Source organism: Desulfitobacterium sp., assembly GCF_035539115.1.
GTDB lineage: Bacteria > Bacillota > Desulfitobacteriia > Desulfitobacteriales > Desulfitobacteriaceae > Desulfitobacterium_A.
In genome coordinates, this window is the sequence record NZ_DATLJA010000062.1 from 1 (window position 1) to 17,765 (window position 17,765).

14 protein-coding genes and 1 riboswitch are annotated in these 17,765 nt (G+C 41.8%); all 14 genes read right to left on the minus strand.

The features are described from left to right. On the minus strand, nt 1-411 hold a 411-nt coding region (locus tag VM640_RS10960), incomplete at its 3' end, for an energy-coupling factor ABC transporter ATP-binding protein (RefSeq protein WP_325392133.1). After that, entirely contained in the window at nt 412-957 is a 546-nt protein-coding gene (locus tag VM640_RS10965) for a biotin transporter BioY (RefSeq protein ID WP_325392135.1), read from the minus strand. Nucleotides 958-1,148: 191 nt separating this feature from the next. Then, nucleotides 1,149-2,420 (minus strand): recombinase family protein, encoded by a 1,272-nt coding sequence (locus VM640_RS10970; protein WP_325392137.1) that lies wholly within the window; start codon nt 2,418-2,420, stop codon nt 1,149-1,151. A gap of 9 nt (nt 2,421-2,429) precedes the next feature. Continuing rightward, nucleotides 2,430-2,711 carry a recombinase family protein gene (locus VM640_RS10975; RefSeq protein WP_325392139.1) on the minus strand — a complete coding sequence of 94 codons (282 nt, stop codon included), beginning with the start codon at nt 2,709-2,711 and terminating at the stop codon, nt 2,430-2,432. A 251-nt stretch (nt 2,712-2,962) separates the two neighbouring features. Beyond that, a complete protein-coding gene (locus VM640_RS10980) occupies nt 2,963-4,219 on the minus strand; it encodes an IS110 family RNA-guided transposase (protein WP_325392141.1) in 1,257 nt (418 codons plus the stop codon). Between the two features lie 213 nt (nt 4,220-4,432). Then, nucleotides 4,433-6,484: an HD domain-containing protein gene (locus VM640_RS10985; RefSeq protein WP_325392143.1), complete on the minus strand. Its 2,052-nt coding sequence runs from the start codon at nt 6,482-6,484 to the stop codon at nt 4,433-4,435. A gap of 37 nt (nt 6,485-6,521) precedes the next feature. Next, complete coding sequence (locus tag VM640_RS10990) at nt 6,522-8,480, minus strand: ATP-dependent nuclease (RefSeq protein ID WP_325392145.1); 1,959 nt, start codon at nt 8,478-8,480, stop codon at nt 6,522-6,524. A 406-nt stretch (nt 8,481-8,886) separates the two neighbouring features. Then, nucleotides 8,887-11,199 (minus strand): xanthine dehydrogenase family protein molybdopterin-binding subunit, encoded by a 2,313-nt coding sequence (locus VM640_RS10995; RefSeq protein WP_414647964.1) that lies wholly within the window; start codon nt 11,197-11,199, stop codon nt 8,887-8,889. Continuing rightward, nucleotides 11,199-11,657 (minus strand): (2Fe-2S)-binding protein, encoded by a 459-nt coding sequence (locus VM640_RS11000; protein ID WP_325392148.1) that lies wholly within the window; start codon nt 11,655-11,657, stop codon nt 11,199-11,201. The genes VM640_RS10995 and VM640_RS11000 overlap by 1 nt, the downstream gene beginning before the upstream one ends. After that, nucleotides 11,647-12,477, minus strand: a complete 831-nt coding sequence (locus tag VM640_RS11005; RefSeq protein WP_325392150.1) for an FAD binding domain-containing protein — start codon at nt 12,475-12,477, stop codon at nt 11,647-11,649. Before VM640_RS11005 ends, VM640_RS11000 begins: the two co-directional genes overlap by 11 nt. 45 nt (nt 12,478-12,522) lie before the next feature. Then, nucleotides 12,523-13,173, minus strand: a complete 651-nt coding sequence (locus VM640_RS11010; protein WP_325392152.1) for a nucleotidyltransferase family protein — start codon at nt 13,171-13,173, stop codon at nt 12,523-12,525. Continuing rightward, nucleotides 13,155-13,982, minus strand: a complete 828-nt coding sequence (yqeC, locus tag VM640_RS11015; RefSeq protein WP_325392154.1) for a selenium cofactor biosynthesis protein YqeC — start codon at nt 13,980-13,982, stop codon at nt 13,155-13,157. The genes VM640_RS11010 and yqeC overlap by 19 nt, the downstream gene beginning before the upstream one ends. 64 nt (nt 13,983-14,046) lie before the next feature. Then, the gene (locus tag VM640_RS11020) at nt 14,047-15,408 is read right to left on the minus strand and encodes a nucleobase:cation symporter-2 family protein (protein ID WP_325392156.1); all 1,362 of its coding nucleotides are present in this window, start codon (nt 15,406-15,408) and stop codon (nt 14,047-14,049) included. Between the two features lie 195 nt (nt 15,409-15,603). Continuing rightward, a riboswitch (purine riboswitch) is annotated at nt 15,604-15,705 on the minus strand. A gap of 161 nt (nt 15,706-15,866) precedes the next feature. Next, nucleotides 15,867-17,615, minus strand: a complete 1,749-nt coding sequence (locus VM640_RS11025) for a methyl-accepting chemotaxis protein (RefSeq protein ID WP_325392158.1) — start codon at nt 17,613-17,615, stop codon at nt 15,867-15,869. Between the last annotated feature and the right edge of the window lie 150 nt (nt 17,616-17,765).

Below are 17,765 nucleotides of genomic sequence, written 5' to 3' on the forward strand. Positions count from 1 at the left end.
CAGCGTATGGGGTTGTTGATTAGCAAAAGCGCTTAATCCTACAGCTTCAAGTGATTCTTTAACTCTATCATCAACTTCCTTACGGGATAAATTAAGGTTTTCAGGACCAAATGCCACATCCTCGGCAACAGTTTGACCCACTATTTGACTGTCCGAATTTTGAAAAATCAATCCGATTTTTTTCCTTACCGAAGTAAGATCTTTGGTTATCGGCTCCCCGTCCAGTAATATTTTCCCTTTAGTAGGAAGAAAGAGTCCATTAAAATGTCGTATCAAAACAGTTTTTCCCGAACCATTAGAGCCTACAATAATAACGAACTCCCCATCTTGAATTGAAAGGTTTATATCATTAATCGCAATTTTGCCGTTAGGAAAAATGTGTGTCAAATGTTGAGTTGCAAGAATGCTCATTTAGTCCCCCCCACTTTGTGATTGATTAGTGATCACCGACTTGAGAAGGGGGCGCAATGTTTTGATTAAAGCGAGTGCAACAATAATTTTGATTATCATACCGGGTATGAACGGTAAAAGTCCCAAGGCCAATGCTTTTCCCCATGAAAGTTTTAACGCCAGTTTAAGCCAAGGAACACCAATGCCGAAGAGAATTATGTTTCCAACAATTAAAGCAGCGAGGTCTTTTATAAATGAGGATTTACCTTTTCCAGAAATCAACCCAATTACAAGGGCAGCAATCAAATACCCAAATAAGAAACCGCCTGTAGGCCCAAAAAGAACGACCAGGCCTGCTTTTCCACCTGCGAAAACAGGAAGTCCAAGTGCACCTAAAAAGAGAAATAATCCTACACTAGCCCCCCCCCAGGATGCTCCTAAGAATAAACCTGCCAGCATCGTAAAGAAATCTGATAATACAATAGGTACGGGACTGAGGGGAATTGGGAAGCTAATATAACCTCCAATTACTATTAATGCTGTAAAAAGACATGCAAAAACCATCATACGGAGATTAGGCGACTGCGACTGACTTTGACTCATCTTTGTAACACTCCTCACATTTATTATTGTAAACCTTAAATTTAATTTAAGTTTACAATAAATTATGGTAGCTTGCAACAAATTTTTCCACCCTCATCTCACTCTTCAAAACAAAACAAAATGCGTTAAGTGAGAGAACTTCGATCTTCTAGGCTTTAAAAGCTTCCGGTATTGACGTTCTGGGCATTCCCGACATCGTCAGCAATGTATGTCTGCAAGTATGCTCCAGTTCGCAATTTTTCTTGGACATAAGGCGTATAGAAAACTACGTCCACCTGATTAGTTTCTGGGTCAAATTGCATTCGTCTTATATAGGTTTTAAATAACGTTCTTTTTTGCTCGTTTGTACCATTCTCATAGATTTTTTTTAGATCATTAAGCATAGCCTTAGCTTTTTGGGTATTAATGGCCAGGGGCTTTGGCTCATCTTTTTTTGATTTCTCCATCTTAACGTTTAGTTCCTCTCTCTGGGCTTTAAGCTTTGTTAAGCGCTCATTGCACAGATCCGGATCTAATCCTTTGGCAAAAGCTGTAAACGTATCATCGATAAGTTTTTCCACTTTGTTTAGCTCTTTTTCCATGGATTTAATATTTTTATGGTAAGATTCAAGCTCACCATTTAAACGGGAATTGAGTTCACTCATCAGAGAGTCTAAAACTTCCGGCTCTCCAAAGTTCTCTTCAATTTGCTGTAACAACTTCTTTTCGAGGACTGGCCTTCTTACGGTGTGTTGATTGGTGCAGGCTACTTCCCCACGGTAATGGTAGTTGCTGCAAGCATATTTGCCCCCTCTGGGATCATTAAGTCCTGACATATTTCCACCGCAGCATTTGCAAGTAAAGAAGGGTTGCCCTTCAAGATTTAATCCAGTTAAAGCCCAACGACTATTAAAGCTGCTGATCGCTGCTGTTCTTGGTTGCCTACTGCGAGCTAAAGCCAATGCTGCTTTTACCTCTTCAACCGAAATGATTGCTGAGTGTGCATTTTCAACAATAATCGATTCACTTTTATCTTTGCGTGTCTGCCCTTTAGTCCCCCGTTTTGCGGTCTTATTCCAATAATAATATCCGGCATACTGCATGAGTCTATCTTCACGAAACATTTGGCTGATAGAAGAACTAATCCAGGTAGTCCCGCTCGGATTAGGGATGTTTTGTTCATTCAAACGATCCCTAATTTGATGATAGGATAAGCCTTCACCAATCCGCCAATCGACTACCATTCTCTGTAAGATAGGAGCTGTCTCCGGGTCTTTTTCCCAAAGCAGCTTATAGTTATCTTTACGTTGACCCTTTCCTATGTATAACCCATTCAGTCTGTAACCATAGGGAGCACGTCCACCATTTTTATAGCAATATCCTGTTTCTGGATCTCTTTTGCTGGCATTTTCGACCATCCCTTTTACGACATGCTGCCCTATGACCATGGATGTGGTTTAAGCCATAGCTTCATCAATTGAATCCCGCCAAACTCCTTCAATGGTTGTAGGATCATAAGGCGAATTTACTAGAATGACAGTAACTCCATGCTGCTGAAGCTCTCCTTTGATTGACGATGAGCGGTATTTATGACGGGAGAATCGGGATGAATCGTGAACCAAGATATGCTTAATTTCTTTATCCTCTTTAGCATGTCTTATCATTGCCTCAAAGTCTGGACGCTTAGTTCCATTGTATGCTGATATCCCTTCATCCCTGTATTCTTCCAGAACAATCATTCAGTTAGCTTCAGCATAGGAATTTGACCTTGCAAAACTTCAATATCAATTCATTTGGAGTATATTCCCAAAGAAAAATGACAAACCGGGCGAACAGCTTGCCATTTAACAATAAGTAATCTTTAATCTAGAAAAATTTTAGCGAAAAGGAAATGTATTAAGAAAGATAGCATGAAAAATAACTTATCTCAGCCTAAAAAAGGGTGCACCAAATTAAGGCTTTGAAGGCCCAGAAAAAATAAAGCTTTAGTTTAAACCACGGAAATGTCAGTTTCCTTTATCAGACCATGTGAAAGTAGAAGTTTAACTGCTTGTTTAATAGCTTTTTCTTTCTGCTTTTCCACCATTTCTTGGGGCATATCAATCTTATACAGATCACTGGGATTGAATTCTTCACCAGTAATAAACATATTGTGGATGGCGGTGAGTATCATCCTTGCGATAGCGATTATGGCTCTTTTTTTGCCTCTCCTTTTGCTAATTCGTTCATACTTGACTTTGTAGTAAGGAGATTTATTCGACTTCACGGCTGCATGGGCAATTTGTACCAATACAGGTTTGAGGTAGACGCCAGCACGTGTTATTCGAACAGATTTCTTCTTACTTGCAGATTCATTGTTGCCAGGTGTTAAGCCCGCCCAGCAACATAAACGTTTGGAACTGGCAAACTGAGTCATATCGGTGCCAATCTCGGAGATGATGGTAATAGCAGAAGCTCTGTCAACTCCAGGAATGGTACAAAGAAGAGTAATGGCATTCTCATAAGGAACGAGCATCTTATCCAACTTCTCATCGAGCATAGTAATGGATTGTTGAATAAATTCAAGATGGGAGCGAACCAGGATTATTCGTTCCTTTTGTTCCTTGGTCATTTGATATCCTTCAATGGATTCAACTACGGCATCTGCTTTTTTCTTTAAAGACCTTTGAAGAAGAGATGAGCAATAATCAGGATTAAAAGAGTTAGATGAAATCAAGTAGTCCGTGATGGAAGAGGCGGATTTGCCAAACATGTCGGAAACGACAGCATCAAGGGCTACATTGCAGACGGTGAAGGCGTTCTGGAAACGGTTCTTTTCGCTACTTTTACAGGAAACAAGTTTGGATCGATAGCGGGTGTATTCACGCAGGATACGAATGGGCTTAGGGGGGATAAAACTTCCTGGGACTAAACCTAAACGAAAAAGGTCTCCAATCCACTTTGAATCTTTGGTATCGTCCTTGTTTCCCTTTACAGCTTTCACCCATTTGGGGTTAGCGACAGTAATACGGATGGTATCTTCCAAAAGATTAAAGATGGGAACCCAATATTTCCCCGTCGATTCCATGCACACATCAAAACAGTTGTTATCAATCAACCATTGCTTGAATTGGAGAATGGACTTGTTAAAGGTGGAGAATCTCTTTTTGGAATAATGAGGAGTAATTCCCTGTGAAGTAATGATTGTGGCGACGAGAAAAGTTTTATGCACATCGACACCACAGCAGATAGGGTAAACAACTTTCACGTTACAACCTCCTTTCTATAGTTAAGGAGGAAGACATTGACTGAATCATCACACATTTAACGAGTAGCTAAAACAATGATTAGCGTACGGTCTTATAGAACCACTTATTTGTGCTTGAAAGATGATTCTTACACTGTTTAATATACTGATTTAAGCTGAGAAGAGCAGTCTACGACTCCTCCTACCGTGCTTTGTAGTGTATCTTCTCCTCAGTTAAATCATATCAATTGTTACAGTCGTGGTAGAAAGTTCAATTTCATTATTAGATATCTTAATACTTTTATCCAATTGATACATTTCACCTTCAATCTCTATGTTTTTATTTATCATATCGAATTTTTTAATTGGCATACCATTTTTTTCTAATATTCCAATTATTGCTGAACCAATAATACCTTCACTTACATCATTAAATTCCATTTCAATTTCTTTTAAGTTCTCATGTTCATCCCATGAATAATCTTTTAAAGAAGTAGCTGTTAATTCTTTAAAACTACGTTCATCTCTCATTTTCGTTTGGCTTAATGTTGTAATTTGAATAGGAAATGGTGGATTTGGGACTGCTTCTTCTACCAAATTGATAAATTTTTGTTCACTCAAATCTTGCCAAGGGTTTTCGTTCTTTCTTAAAATTAACTTTGTCTGTGTTCCAGGTATTTCTCGAACACCATCTTTTATCCAAAAAATACTATCCTGTCCTTCAATCATTAGACTTATTGGATCACTAGATTTATGTGGACCATATAGTTTCCTTGTATCTACTAAGATTGTATCAGTGACCATAAAACATGATAATATTCCAATTCCAAATCTTGATATTGGTACAAAATCAAATCCAGTTTTAGAGCGAAGAGAATAAAAATCCGATGATTTATAAAAGGAAGAACCAATAGTCGAGTAATAATTATCAATAATGTATTGATCCATACCTATTCCATTATCATTCACTTCTAAAATTGAGTCAGAGTTTTCATGATAAAACTTTACTTCAAGATATGGTTTATAATCATTTCCCCATTTATTCTCTAATGCTTTTCTGAGTAGACACGCATCTATTGAATTCTGAATTAATTCGCGAAGGGCAACACCTGTATCGCCGTATAGTTTTGTGCCCATTAATAGTTCTATCACTTGATTTTTACTTAATTCAAATCGTGTTTCTCTATAATTGTAGATTGGTTTACCTGAGATATCTTTTTTGGTTTCAATTTTTGTTCTATCAACTTGAAATGGTAATCTTACTATTAGCGATCTGTCATTATTACTATTGAATTCGTTAATTTCATTTAGAATATTATTGCATATGCTTAATTCTTGATCTATTAAATCACAAAACTTATGAATTGAAGATTCAATTGCTGGATGGGTACATTTGGCATGAAACTGGATATTTTTTTCATTTATATTCCATGCTTCTATTGCACGATGTTTACTCCATTCCTGCAAAGAAACCGGATGCCTAACATATAAATGGGAGAACAGTACTGGTGGGGTCCTTTTTAAATCAAAATCTAAAATGTCAGCAATTCTTAGTACAACAGCAATCAATGGCAAACATGCAAACACTTCTGGTCCACATATTAAATGTTTATCCAAATTACTAATTTTTATTGCATCATCGGAATGACTAAAACATAATTCTGCAAAATCTACAGTTAGATCTATGTCCCTATACTTAATTCTACTATTCCAATCTTTATCAATAATCTCCCTTGAACGCTTTCCATGTGTGATTCTTATATAATCGGTGATTAAATACTGTTTTAAGGTTTCTGATAATGTAATATTACCTTGTACCCTAGCTTCATCTATATCTTTTATTCTTTCGGATCTTGACGAGCAAAATCTATCAAATTCAATATATTCCTTTTCCTCCTGAGATCCATTGAATTTGGGGTCAATATCCCAATACCTTTTCCAACATAATATTGTCTCCTCATCAGGCGCCATGCCAATATCATGAAAGAATGCTGTTAAAATAAGTAACATTAATTCTGGAACGTATAACTTATCAATATTCTCTTTAGTTAGTAACTTCTCCATTAATCGCAAGACGCGAAATAAATGCCCAGCATCATGAAGTGTAAACTCAGGCATATGACGTATAATAGTTTTTGATTTATTATAAGCATATAGTACACCGTCTTTTACCAGTGCTTTGGCATGATCACCTGCAGAATCATTAACACATTTCTCAGAAAATATCTCAAATATATAACTCTTTTTTAAGCGCGGTTCTATCTCCTCTAACCAATCATCACTCATTGATGCTATCCTCCAATAATTTTACTGTATAAGCAAATTAAATTTTAACTAAATCTTTTTGACTTTTGGCAAAAGCAACAATATCCGCAGTTAATTTAATAAGTAAATTAGATTTCAATCCATCCTCCCAACCTGACTTTAATGCACGCGCTATTGCTAAAGGATTTTTCTTTAATCCACCGGGATTTCCATAATGGGCATAGGCTAAATCTAAATAATCTTTCCAGTTTGAACCAAGTTCATTTTCTATAGCATGAGTAAGGTTTGTTTTCCACATACATAAATCCGGTTTGGTTATTGATGTAGATGGCCATTCTCCTAAGTCTGGATATTCTAAAAGATTTAAAATGGTTCTATTGTCCTTTTTGTGCTTACTCACTTCGGAATTTCTCCTATCCTCATCTTCAATTTGTTCTTTATCTGTATCAGCATCACAAATAACAAAAGTAGGTATACTTAATAATTTTGCCATTGCCAGCGGTTTAATAATTGAGCTTTTACCCCCAACCGGGACTATATGACATCCATATCTCCTGAAATCCATAATAATTCCTGTAAGCATTAAATATGTTGAGATATACGCGACATCTTCAATTCCTTCAGTTAAAATCAAATTATTACAGAAAAACATCTCATTAATTATTGGGTTCAGAGAAGGGTAGAGCTTCGCCAACATTCCTTCTTCCTTTAAAGCTTTTTGCCCGGATAATTCAAGTTTAGTAGATAAATTTTCATATGAAAGCTGGGATATATATGACGTACTGGGGTTATCTTTTTCTCTTACAACTCTTATCGTCTCGAAATTGTTACCAGGAATAAATAAAGGGCTATGTGAACAAATCAATATTTGAGAATCGTTTTCTGAGAGATCATTTAGTACTTCTGCAAGATGTTTAGCCTGAGGAGGATGTTGATATATTTCTGGTTCCTCAATTCCCATTATCAATGTAGGAATAGTTTCATCAGAAATAGTTGTTAATTCTTGAAGTAATGCAAGCATATATGACCGCTGCAAGCCATGGCCAAATCTGGCTAAATCACCCTCAAATCCTCTTTCACCAATTCTAATATAAGCCCAAGGTTCTTCAACTTTTATTGACTTCTCAGAATCTTGTTTCCATAGGATCTGAGCAGTAATACCAGGATGTGACCAAGACTCCAGTTTTTCCTTTAAGGTGGTAGATATTGAGTCCAATGCAGATTGTTCTACATCGAGCATTCTCTGATATTCTTCTTGGGCATCTTTCTTTAGTTTACTAACTTTCTCTGAAAAATTTACTTTTGATCTAACAGTCCTTCCTAAAAGTTGTCCCAATGCTGAGGTCTTTGATTCTTCGCTTTCTTCTATTGCATCTTTTGAGGCAGCAATAAATACCCATTGAATGTAGCTTGCAAGCTTATTGACACCTTTGCTGACACCATAAAACTGATCTTCACTTGGAATCAATATACACCCTTCAGAATGATTGGCTTCATATTTTCTCAGGGCATCAACCATTGCAGTTTTTCCTCCCGGAGCAGGTAGATCTCTATATGTCTTTTGAAAGGTTGAATAGATTTCCTTTAAATCAGAAACTTTTGCCCCGCTTTTTTCTTCTTCGAAAAATTTTCTAAACTCATTAAAACCGAGACGATTTCCAAATTGCTTAACCACAGCACAATCTGTAGTCGAATCAAAATTTGCAACAGAAGAAACAATTAGTTTATCTTGTCTAACGTAATCTGATAATTCATCTTTTGCGGAATCTGAAATTTCAGTAAAAGTCACGGTTATTTTTACTGGGTCATCTGTATTTTTATGATGAAAATCTTCTTTTGTAAGCTTACTAAGATCAGTTTTACTATCTTTATTTTGTCTAAAAAACACATTCAAAGCATTTAATACAGTCGATTTACCAGCACCATTTGAGCCTACAAGACAAGTGTAATTATCAAATTTAATTGTCTCGTCTTTAAAACTCCTAAAATTTTCTATTCTGACAGATTCGATCTTCATAGTTATTTCCTCCTTTTTTTATTACGGCTACAACCTAAATCTATAATTTAGTAATCCTACGTTTTAAGTCTTTAAACTGATATTCAACAACCCTTTATATCACAATTCAACAAAATCCAATATATTCCTCCCCAATGTTGAAAATATCAGAATATAAAAAATAAGGTTGAAAGTACAAATGCCGCCCAACCCTTGAGAAAACCCAACCTTAACTGGATTTGGGTTTTTTTAGCTCAATAATAGTGTGCACTTCTGACCACTTTGGATTTCCGACGCGTCCTAGCCACTCGCATATTTACCAAGTGTTCACTATTCTTTGCCCCCAAAAATAAGGCTTCCCCCTCAAATCCAGGGAGAAGCCTACTTCCATTATACTTGAACGGATGCGCGAAAAGCTACAATTTCCTTATTTCTTTTTCATCCCCATAAACACTTTCTCCGGAGTAATCGGCAGATGCGTGACTCTTACACCCACGGCATTATACACGGCATCAGCAATAGCTGGAGCCGGGGTATTGGCCACGACTTCCCCCACTGACTTTGCCCCAAAAGGACCCGATGGTTCATAACTTTCTTCAAACGCAATCCTAACCTGGCCGATGTCCAGGCGCGTCGGGATTTTATATTGCATAAACGAGTCCGTTTGCATTTTCCCTCGGTCGTTGTACTTGACATCTTCAAAAAGAGCCATGCCGATCCCCTGAACGGTTCCCCCTTCAGCTTGGATACGAGCTAGGTTGGGGTTAATCACGGTTCCGCAATCGACAACTGCGACATACTGAAGAAGATCCACCTTCCCAGTTTCTTGATCGACTTCTACTTCAGCAAAGCCAGCAATATAAGGTGACGGAGAAATTTCGCCACCAAACGTAGCCTGTCCAACCAGTTGAAGTTTACCGATTCCCAGAACAGCGAGTTCCGCCATTTTAGCGAGGGTAATCTCTTTCGATTGAGGTTCCTTGCCGAGTTCAAGCTCGCTCGGAACCCAGCGCACCACTTCCCCAGTAAGCTCAACCTCTTCAACAGGGACTTCCAAATATTTCGCACCTTGCTCCAAAATCTTCGCTTTCAAATCCTTAGCCGCTTTAATCACAGCTGTCCCGCTAACATAGGTCCCGCTGGAAGCATAAGCACCCGGATCATAAGGAGACGTATCGGTGTCCACCGCATGAACTGCAATTTTGTCCACCTCGGTTTCGAGGACTTCAGCCGCCATCTGCGCCAAAATCGTATCCCCGCCCATACCATTATCAGTTAAACCGTGCATGAGGACAAAGCTCCCCAAATCATTCAAACGAATCTCGGCAGAGGCTGTATCGATATTGGCAATTCCTGAGCCCTGCATCGTCACGGCCATACCCAGGCCCCGAACTTTATGCGGACTAACCTGGCGTCGCAAGCCTTTTTCCTCCCAACCAATCAGCTCTTTTCCTTTGATAATGCAACGATCAAGGGTTGAGCTACCCAGCTTGATGCCCTGGGTAGCCAGAGAGGTTTCCCCTTCGCGGATGATATTTTTAAGACGAAGCTCGGTTGAGTCCATCCCTAATTTGAGGGCTAGCTTGTTCACAGTAGATTCGACAGCAAACGTTCCTTGAGTCGCTCCATAGCCTCGGAAAGCGCCTGCTGGCATTTTGTTGGTATAAACCGCTTGACCCCTAAACCGAATGGCTCGGGTTTTATTATAGAGAGGTAAGGTATATTCCGCGACACAGCCTAAAACCGTGGAAGCGTGTTCCCCGTAGGCTCCGGTATCTGATAATACTTCAAGATCAAGGGCGCGGATAAACCCTTCGCGATCGGCTCCCATTTTTACTTTCAAACGCATGGCATGCCGACTCGTTGTGCAACTAAAGGTTTCTTGCCGATCATAAATGATCTTTGCCGGCTTCCCGGTTTTCAAGGTTACGAAGGCGGCAAAAACATCTCCTGAGCTGGTTTGTTTCCCACCAAAACCTCCCCCGATTCGGGGTTTAATGACGCGAACCTTACTTGCTGGCAGTTCCAGAGCTCGAGCTACGTGGCGCCGAATATGAAAAGGAACCTGCGTCGAACTAACCACAACTAATTGTCCGAGGTAATCGAGGTAGGTGTAGGCGCGATACGTTTCCATCATGGCATGAGCTTGGGCCTGCGGATAATAAACTCCTTCGACGATCACATCACACTTTTTCAGTTCTTCGTCAACGTCTCCGACGACTACCTTTTGGGTGGACACGACGTTTTGTTCTTGGAGCATGCCGATATCAAAGTTACAGTGCACGTCCTTTTCTGGGTGAACCACGGTGGAATTCCCGATTGCTTCTTCAAAATTGAGGACAGGCTTTAATACCTCATACTCAACTTTAATCAAATTCATCGCTTTAACAGCGGTCTTTTCATCGATGGCTGCAATAATGGCGACTTCGTCCCCCACATAGCGTACGACTTCTTCCAGAATTAAACGATCATAGGGCGAAGGTTCGGGGTAAGATTGCCCGGCTAACGAAAAACGTGTTTGGGGTACATCCTTATAGGTGAAGATGCACTCGACTCCTTCTAACTTTTCGGCCCGTGTCGTGTCGATTGATTTAATCCGTGCAAACGCATGCGGACTGCGTAAGAGTTTAACAATCAAGGCATTCGCGTCTGCAAGATCATCGGTGTAGACGGGTTTCCCTGTAGCCAAGGCCATTCCGTCGATCTTAGCCACTTTTCTCCCAATCTGCTTTGTCTTCATCATTGTTCTGAATTCACCCCCAGATAGGTTTTGACCGCGCGCAGCTGTCCCATATAGCCGGTACAGCGGCAGAGGTTCCCAGTTAGGTAATGAATAATTTCTTCATCTGTTGGATTTTCGAGTTCATTTTTCAGGGCCAGGACATTCATAACGAAGCCTGGACTACAAAAACCGCACTGTTCCGCTCCCTCAGCTGTCAGAATTTGGGCGAACTCGGTGGCTTCCTTCTGAACGCCTTCTAGGGTTGTGAGCTTTTTTCCGTTCGCTCGAATGGAGAGCATTGAGCAGGAAAGAGTCGGTTGGCCCTCCACCCAGACGGTACATAATCCGCAACAGCTCGTATTACACGCTTTTTTTATGCTCAAATAACCATGTGACCGTAAGGTGTCCGCTAAAAAGTCATCGGCAGCGACATCCCAGTGTACTTTTTTTTCATTGATGATGAGTTCAATTTGCATTGCGCGCTACCTCCCTAAGGGCTCTTTTGACCAAAACAGGACAAATCGCTTGACGATATTCGGCACTTCCCCGCATATTCGTACCAAAGGAGAGTTCCTCTGCAGCAAGCTTTGCGATATCTTCGATCAATGTTTCATCGTTCTGAAGTAAAGCTCCGCTTGCGCTTACGTGCTCTGACAACTTCTGGGAGGCCCTTGCCGCGAGTATTGCACGTTGCGGCCTGGCTCCAACCACGATTCGCCATTGGCCTTCCAACTCGGAAACGGCGACATTCAGCACAGGATAATCGCTAGCTGAGTTTCTGAGACATTGATAAGCAGCACGGCGAGTGTTTTTCTGAAGCCAAATTTTAGTTAAAATATCTTTTTCATAGGGTTGCGCCAAAAACGCTTGCAGGGTCATTCTCCCCCCGTGGAATAACTCCACCTCAGCATCAAGGGCAAGCAACGCGGTGAGTAAATCGGAAAATCCGTACTTTGAAAAGACGGAAGCTCCTACGGTCACGCCGTTTCGGAATTGCACCCCGATAATGTTTCGTACAGCTTGGGGAAGGACTCCCTGGAAAAATTCTTGAAACTGCGGATAGGTTTCCACTTCCCGAAACGTGGCCATGGCTCCTATTTCAAAGCTGTCCTCGTGCTCACGAATCCCCTTAAGCCCAAGTTCCGGGTTCGATAAGTCAATCGCTGTTCCGATTCTCTTCGAGCCCATCTTTAAGAACAAGCAACCACCTAAGACCGTATTCATCTTTTTGCTGATCAGCGTTGCGTAGGCTTCTTCAATTGTCGCGGGTTGAACTAAGTCGCGTATTGTGAACACCAAAAATCTCTCCTTTTTCTGGCTTCATTCCTCTATTATTTATTTCTATAGCGCTCGTAAGCGCTGATAATCTTCCAGAGTATCCACATCTTCCATGAACTCGGCAGGGACTGAATAGCTTAACCAGCGTTGAGGATAGCGTTGAAGGATGGCCCTTCCCCCTTGCTCTCCTTGAAGAGAGCGTAATTCCTCTAAATAGCGGCGGTGAAAAAATACCGGGGAAGCATTGATACCCACGTTCTCAACCTGTGGAACGAGAAAGTCAGGCTGTTTCTCGAGAAAGCACTGGGTTAATTCTCCTAATTTTTGAGGTTCAAGACCCACCTGATCTCCAGGAACAAAACAGATTCCCAAGATTCCTTCTGGTAAATCCGCCAGTCCTAAGCTTATCGTTTCGGCAAGCGGTCGTAGCGCAGGTTGGTTGATCCATACGCCCTTATACCTGTCCCCTGCACTCCAATTTGCGCTGATTCCATAGTCGCGCATCGGTTTTCGAGCCACCACCCAGACTTCAGCTGGGGGTTCCGCAACTTCGGAAATACAGTTCAGCTTCGCTCCTGATCTTGTAGCTTCAAGAGACTGGAGAATAACCTTAAGCACATATCCCAAAACAGTGGAATCCTTCCAGGGCAAAATCAGTTTATCCTGACCCATCCGTGTTGCTTGACCTGAGGCCATCACCACAAATCGAACCACTGTAAGCTTCCCTCCTTTGCATCTCCCGAAGCCAATCTCAAATGTTTAGCCAGTAGCGACTCAGGAAGTTGCTCTTGCCGAAGATATTCTTCTCCCACTTTGAGCAAGGCGTACACTTCACCATCAAAAGGGTCCTGTCTTGACCCATTTTTCGGACCACTCCATTCATTGAAAAGAACAACCCAGGACATCTCCCGATACTCCGGCTTAAAAACCGGGGACCTCAGAATATATTCCCAGGCAAGCTTCGGACTCCAAATGTGTCCGATCAGGTCAGGGCAAAGTTCAGAACGGTAGATCTCGTTTTCCTGAAGTGTCTTACCCCATAATCGTCCATCAATAACCAGTACAGCAGACTCGGTTAAGCGGGGAATTTGGGGTTCATGCGCAGCCCAACATTTGAGTTGACATTCCCGAGCTCCATCCCCTTCAATCAGCCAAAAGTGCCCCTTCACCTTTAACTTGGAATCCTTATGAATCGCCTGATCCACAATTTCAGTGGGGAGGCCAAGCCATTTTCCGCTCTCTTTTTCGCTGTCCGCGTACCAGAAACAGGGCGTAATTATTTCTAGAAACGGGAATTCCCCCGCATTTTTGCAAAGCGAGGGAAACGTTAACGGATACACTTTTGTCGTCGTTGTGGCAATCACGGGTTCCCCAGCTTGGGTGATCTCCCGCGTCAAACGGTTAAGGCACGTCGTTTTGCCACCTGCCCCGATGAACGTAACCACCTGAGCTCTACGTACCATTTTCCAAAGGCTCCCGGAGGTTAGCGCTTCGTTAGTGCAATCCAACTTCGTCCGTTTCATGCTAACCTCCGACGAGTTTTTTTCTACTTTCTAGTATGCCAAAAAACTTCACTGTTGACTAGACCTAAGCTACATCAATCTTAGAATTGCCCGACAACTCCTTGGAAACGTCATCGCCTAATCCTTTTGTTCCACTTCCATTAAAGAAGGCATTTAAAATAATAGCTGTCAGTGAACCCAGTGTAATCCCACTATGAACGATGGTTTGGCTCCAGTTTGGAAACATTTTAAAGAAGTCAGGCGCGACTAATGGAATAAGACCAACTCCAATACTGATTGCCACGATAAATAGATTATGGGGATTCTTATCAAAATCAACTTTGGATAAGGTTCTGATTCCACTCGCCGCAACAATTCCAAACATGGCAATTCCTGCACCCCCAAGAACCGCGTTCGGCAGAGAGGCAATCACAGTTGCCACTTTTGGGAAGAGCCCCATGACCACTAAGATAAGACCGGAAGTCGCAACCACGAACCGACTTTTCACTCCCGTGAGACCGACAAGACCCACGTTTTGGGCAAAGGCGGTGTAGGGGAACGCATTGAATACTCCACCAAGCATGGTAGCCAAGCCATCAGCGCGCAGTCCTCGAGTTAAATCCTCTTCTCCTACCTTTTTCCCCACCATTTCGCCAATAGCTAGGAAGTCCCCGGTCGATTCAACCATAACAACCAACATCACCAGGATCATGGATATGATGGCGCCCACCTCAAATTGAGGTTTCCCAAAATGGAAGGGGGTATCAATACCCATCCAAACAGCTGACCCTACACCAGAGAAGTCCACAAGTCCGAGAGGCATAGCTATAATCATACCAACCACTAATCCAAGTAAAACCGCAATATTGGCAATAAAGCCTTTAAAATATTTATTGATCAAGAGAATCGAGACGAGTACGATGGCCGCGACCACTATATAGGTTAAGGACCCGTACTGCTTATTGCCTACTCCTCCAGCCGCCCAGTTCACACCTACGGGGAGAAGAGAAACACCAATAACCGTGATCACACTGCCCGTAACAACGGGCGGGAAAAACCGAATGAGTTTACTAAAAAATGGAGCAATCAAGAACGTGACCAAACCGGCGATGATCACTGCACCAAAAATGGTTTGCATTCCGCCTGCTTTTGCCATCATCACCATCGGCGTCACTGCAGCAAAGGTAACTCCTTGAATAACAGGGAGTCGAATTCCCAATTTCCAGATTCCCAATGTTTGAAGCAAAGTTGCAATACCACACGTAAATAAGTCCGCATTGATTAGAAAAGCAGTTTCAGATTTCGTAAGACCAGCCGCTGCAGCAATAATCAAAGGAACGGCTACCGCTCCCGCATACATAGCTAGAACGTGCTGTAACCCATAGAGAAATAGTTTGCCAGCTGGCAACAGCTCATCGACAGGATGTTTAACCTTGGCGTTCTCCATTATAATTTTGCCTCCTCTTTCAGTTCTGTTTTTATTGCTTTGGACAAAAAATAAAAAACCCAGGTCGGTAGACTTCAATCAACTCATCTCCTTCGAGAACGTGAGAGAAACCTACCCGCCTGGTTTTTTATCCCTTCGGTGTAATTCAGATTAACTCTGAATCTGTACCACTCGGATTGGGCATTTTGCCACAACCCTAGGTACACTTTCGCTCATAGTCAGGCCATTTACGGTAGCCCGGTAGATACTTGCAGACCATATCTCTGCTATTATATGAACACTCTACTCTATTTTGGCTTAAATTTAATTTAGAACTTTTTCTGGACTTTTCTTCATCGCTGTACCTATCTTACATTATAGAATTCCGCTGGTCAACCCCTTTTCGAACATTAACTTTACTAATCATATCATTGTTCGATATTTTCTTAATTCTTTTATTAACCCTTCCATTAAATAAACTAAACTTTAAATTTCTGAACCAAAGTAGAGAGCTCCTGCGCAAGTCTTTGCTGATCTTGAGCGATGACAGCGACCCCTGCGACCGCACTGGCCGTTTCGGTCACGGTATCAGATATTTGCTGAGAACTCGCCGCTCCTTGTTGGCTCGAAGCCGCCACTGATTCGATCGTTTTAAGAATTTCTGCAGTAGAGTTGGCCATTTGTTCCGAGCTTGCGGCAAAATCCTCCACAAGTTCAGCGATAAATTCAGCATCTTTCTGGTATTGCGCGCTATTCTCGAGCATCTGAGCATAATCGTGGTTTACCGTTCCATCAATATAGTCCAAAATATCACCCGAGTAATTGGAAAGTTGGGTAAACGCCTCTTGAACCTGAGTCGTAACGGTTTGGATTCCGGAGACAGTGGTCGCGGATTGTTCGGCAAGCTTCTTGACTTCATCAGCGACAACTGCAAACCCTCTGCCCTGTTCTCCCGCTCGAGCAGCTTCAATCGCCGCATTCAAGGCTAAGAGATTCGTTTGAGCAGCGATATCAGAGATCGCCTGAGCCATATTTCCAATTTCGGCAACGACTTCACCGGCCTTCATTGCTTCGCGGATATTCACTTGTTTCTCTTCGTAAAGGGAGGTTGATAGATCCGCTGCCTGCTGCGCTTTTGTTCCCATATTGATCGCCCGTGCTTTAATCTCCTGAACATTTTGAGCTCCAGCTCCCGCTTTTTCGGCAAGGGATTTCGTCGATTCGAGAATGGTCTGCGCAGAAGCCGTGGCTTCCTCAGTCGCTGCACTATTCTCTTCTAAGCCTGCAGCGATTTCTTCCGTACTCGCATTGACATTTTGCGTTTGCGCAGTGATTTCTTCAACTGAGGCCGAAAGCGTCTGGCTTCCATCATTGATTGCATTTGAGGTCTGGGTAACTTTACCCAAAACCGATTGCAGGGAACCAATCATGGTATTAAACCCTCCCGCAAGTACCCCAAATTCATCCTTTGAATCATGATGAATGCGTTGCGTCAAATCCCCTTGCTCGACTTTTTTCACCTCTTCGACGATTTCTTTGAGTGGATTAGTCACACTTCGAGAGATAAAGAACCCAATGACGATAGCTATAACGATGGCGATCAAGATAATCATCACAATTTGGGTCATTAACACACTCACGGACTTCATCATGTCCGTCTCGAAGTCACTAATGACCAGAACCCAGTTCGTCCCTGGAATGATCACATAACTCGCAACCATTTTATTATTATCCTGCTGGTAATTGAGAGATTGATTCTGTAATTCGGTTGGTTTATCCCCTTTAGCTACAATATCGAGGACGGCTTGAACTGTCGTCTTTTTAGTAATAAGGCTTTTGTCTGGATGAGCTATGACCGTACCTGTGCTGTCGACCATAAAAGCGTACCCTGAGTCTCCAACCTTAATATTTCCTAAGGCATTGACAAAAAGGTCAGCATAGTCTACATTGCCCAAGACCCCCAGGACATTCCCGTCTCTATCCTTGATCGGGGCTGCGAAGACCACGATATTCTTCTGGTTAACATTCGAAACGAGAACCTCACTAATATTCGATTTACCTTGCAGAGCTTGTTTAAAATAATCCCGTTTCGAGGAATCCGACTTCAATTTCTTCGCATCGCTGTCCGCAATAATCAGTCCACTCGGGTCATTAACCTGGAGATGTTGATGATTCGGCATAGCCTTCAAGTTCTCTGCGAGAATACGATTGGCTTCATTCAGGAGCAGATTATCTGAAGTGAACTACTCTCCATTGAAATGGAGAGCTTCAAGATTCTAGGCGACGAAAGAACATCCGTCAAACCTGTACATCTTTGGCGTACCCAACACCACTACTGGTTGCTCGTTAAGAGTTTCCAGATACTTTTTGGCAATATT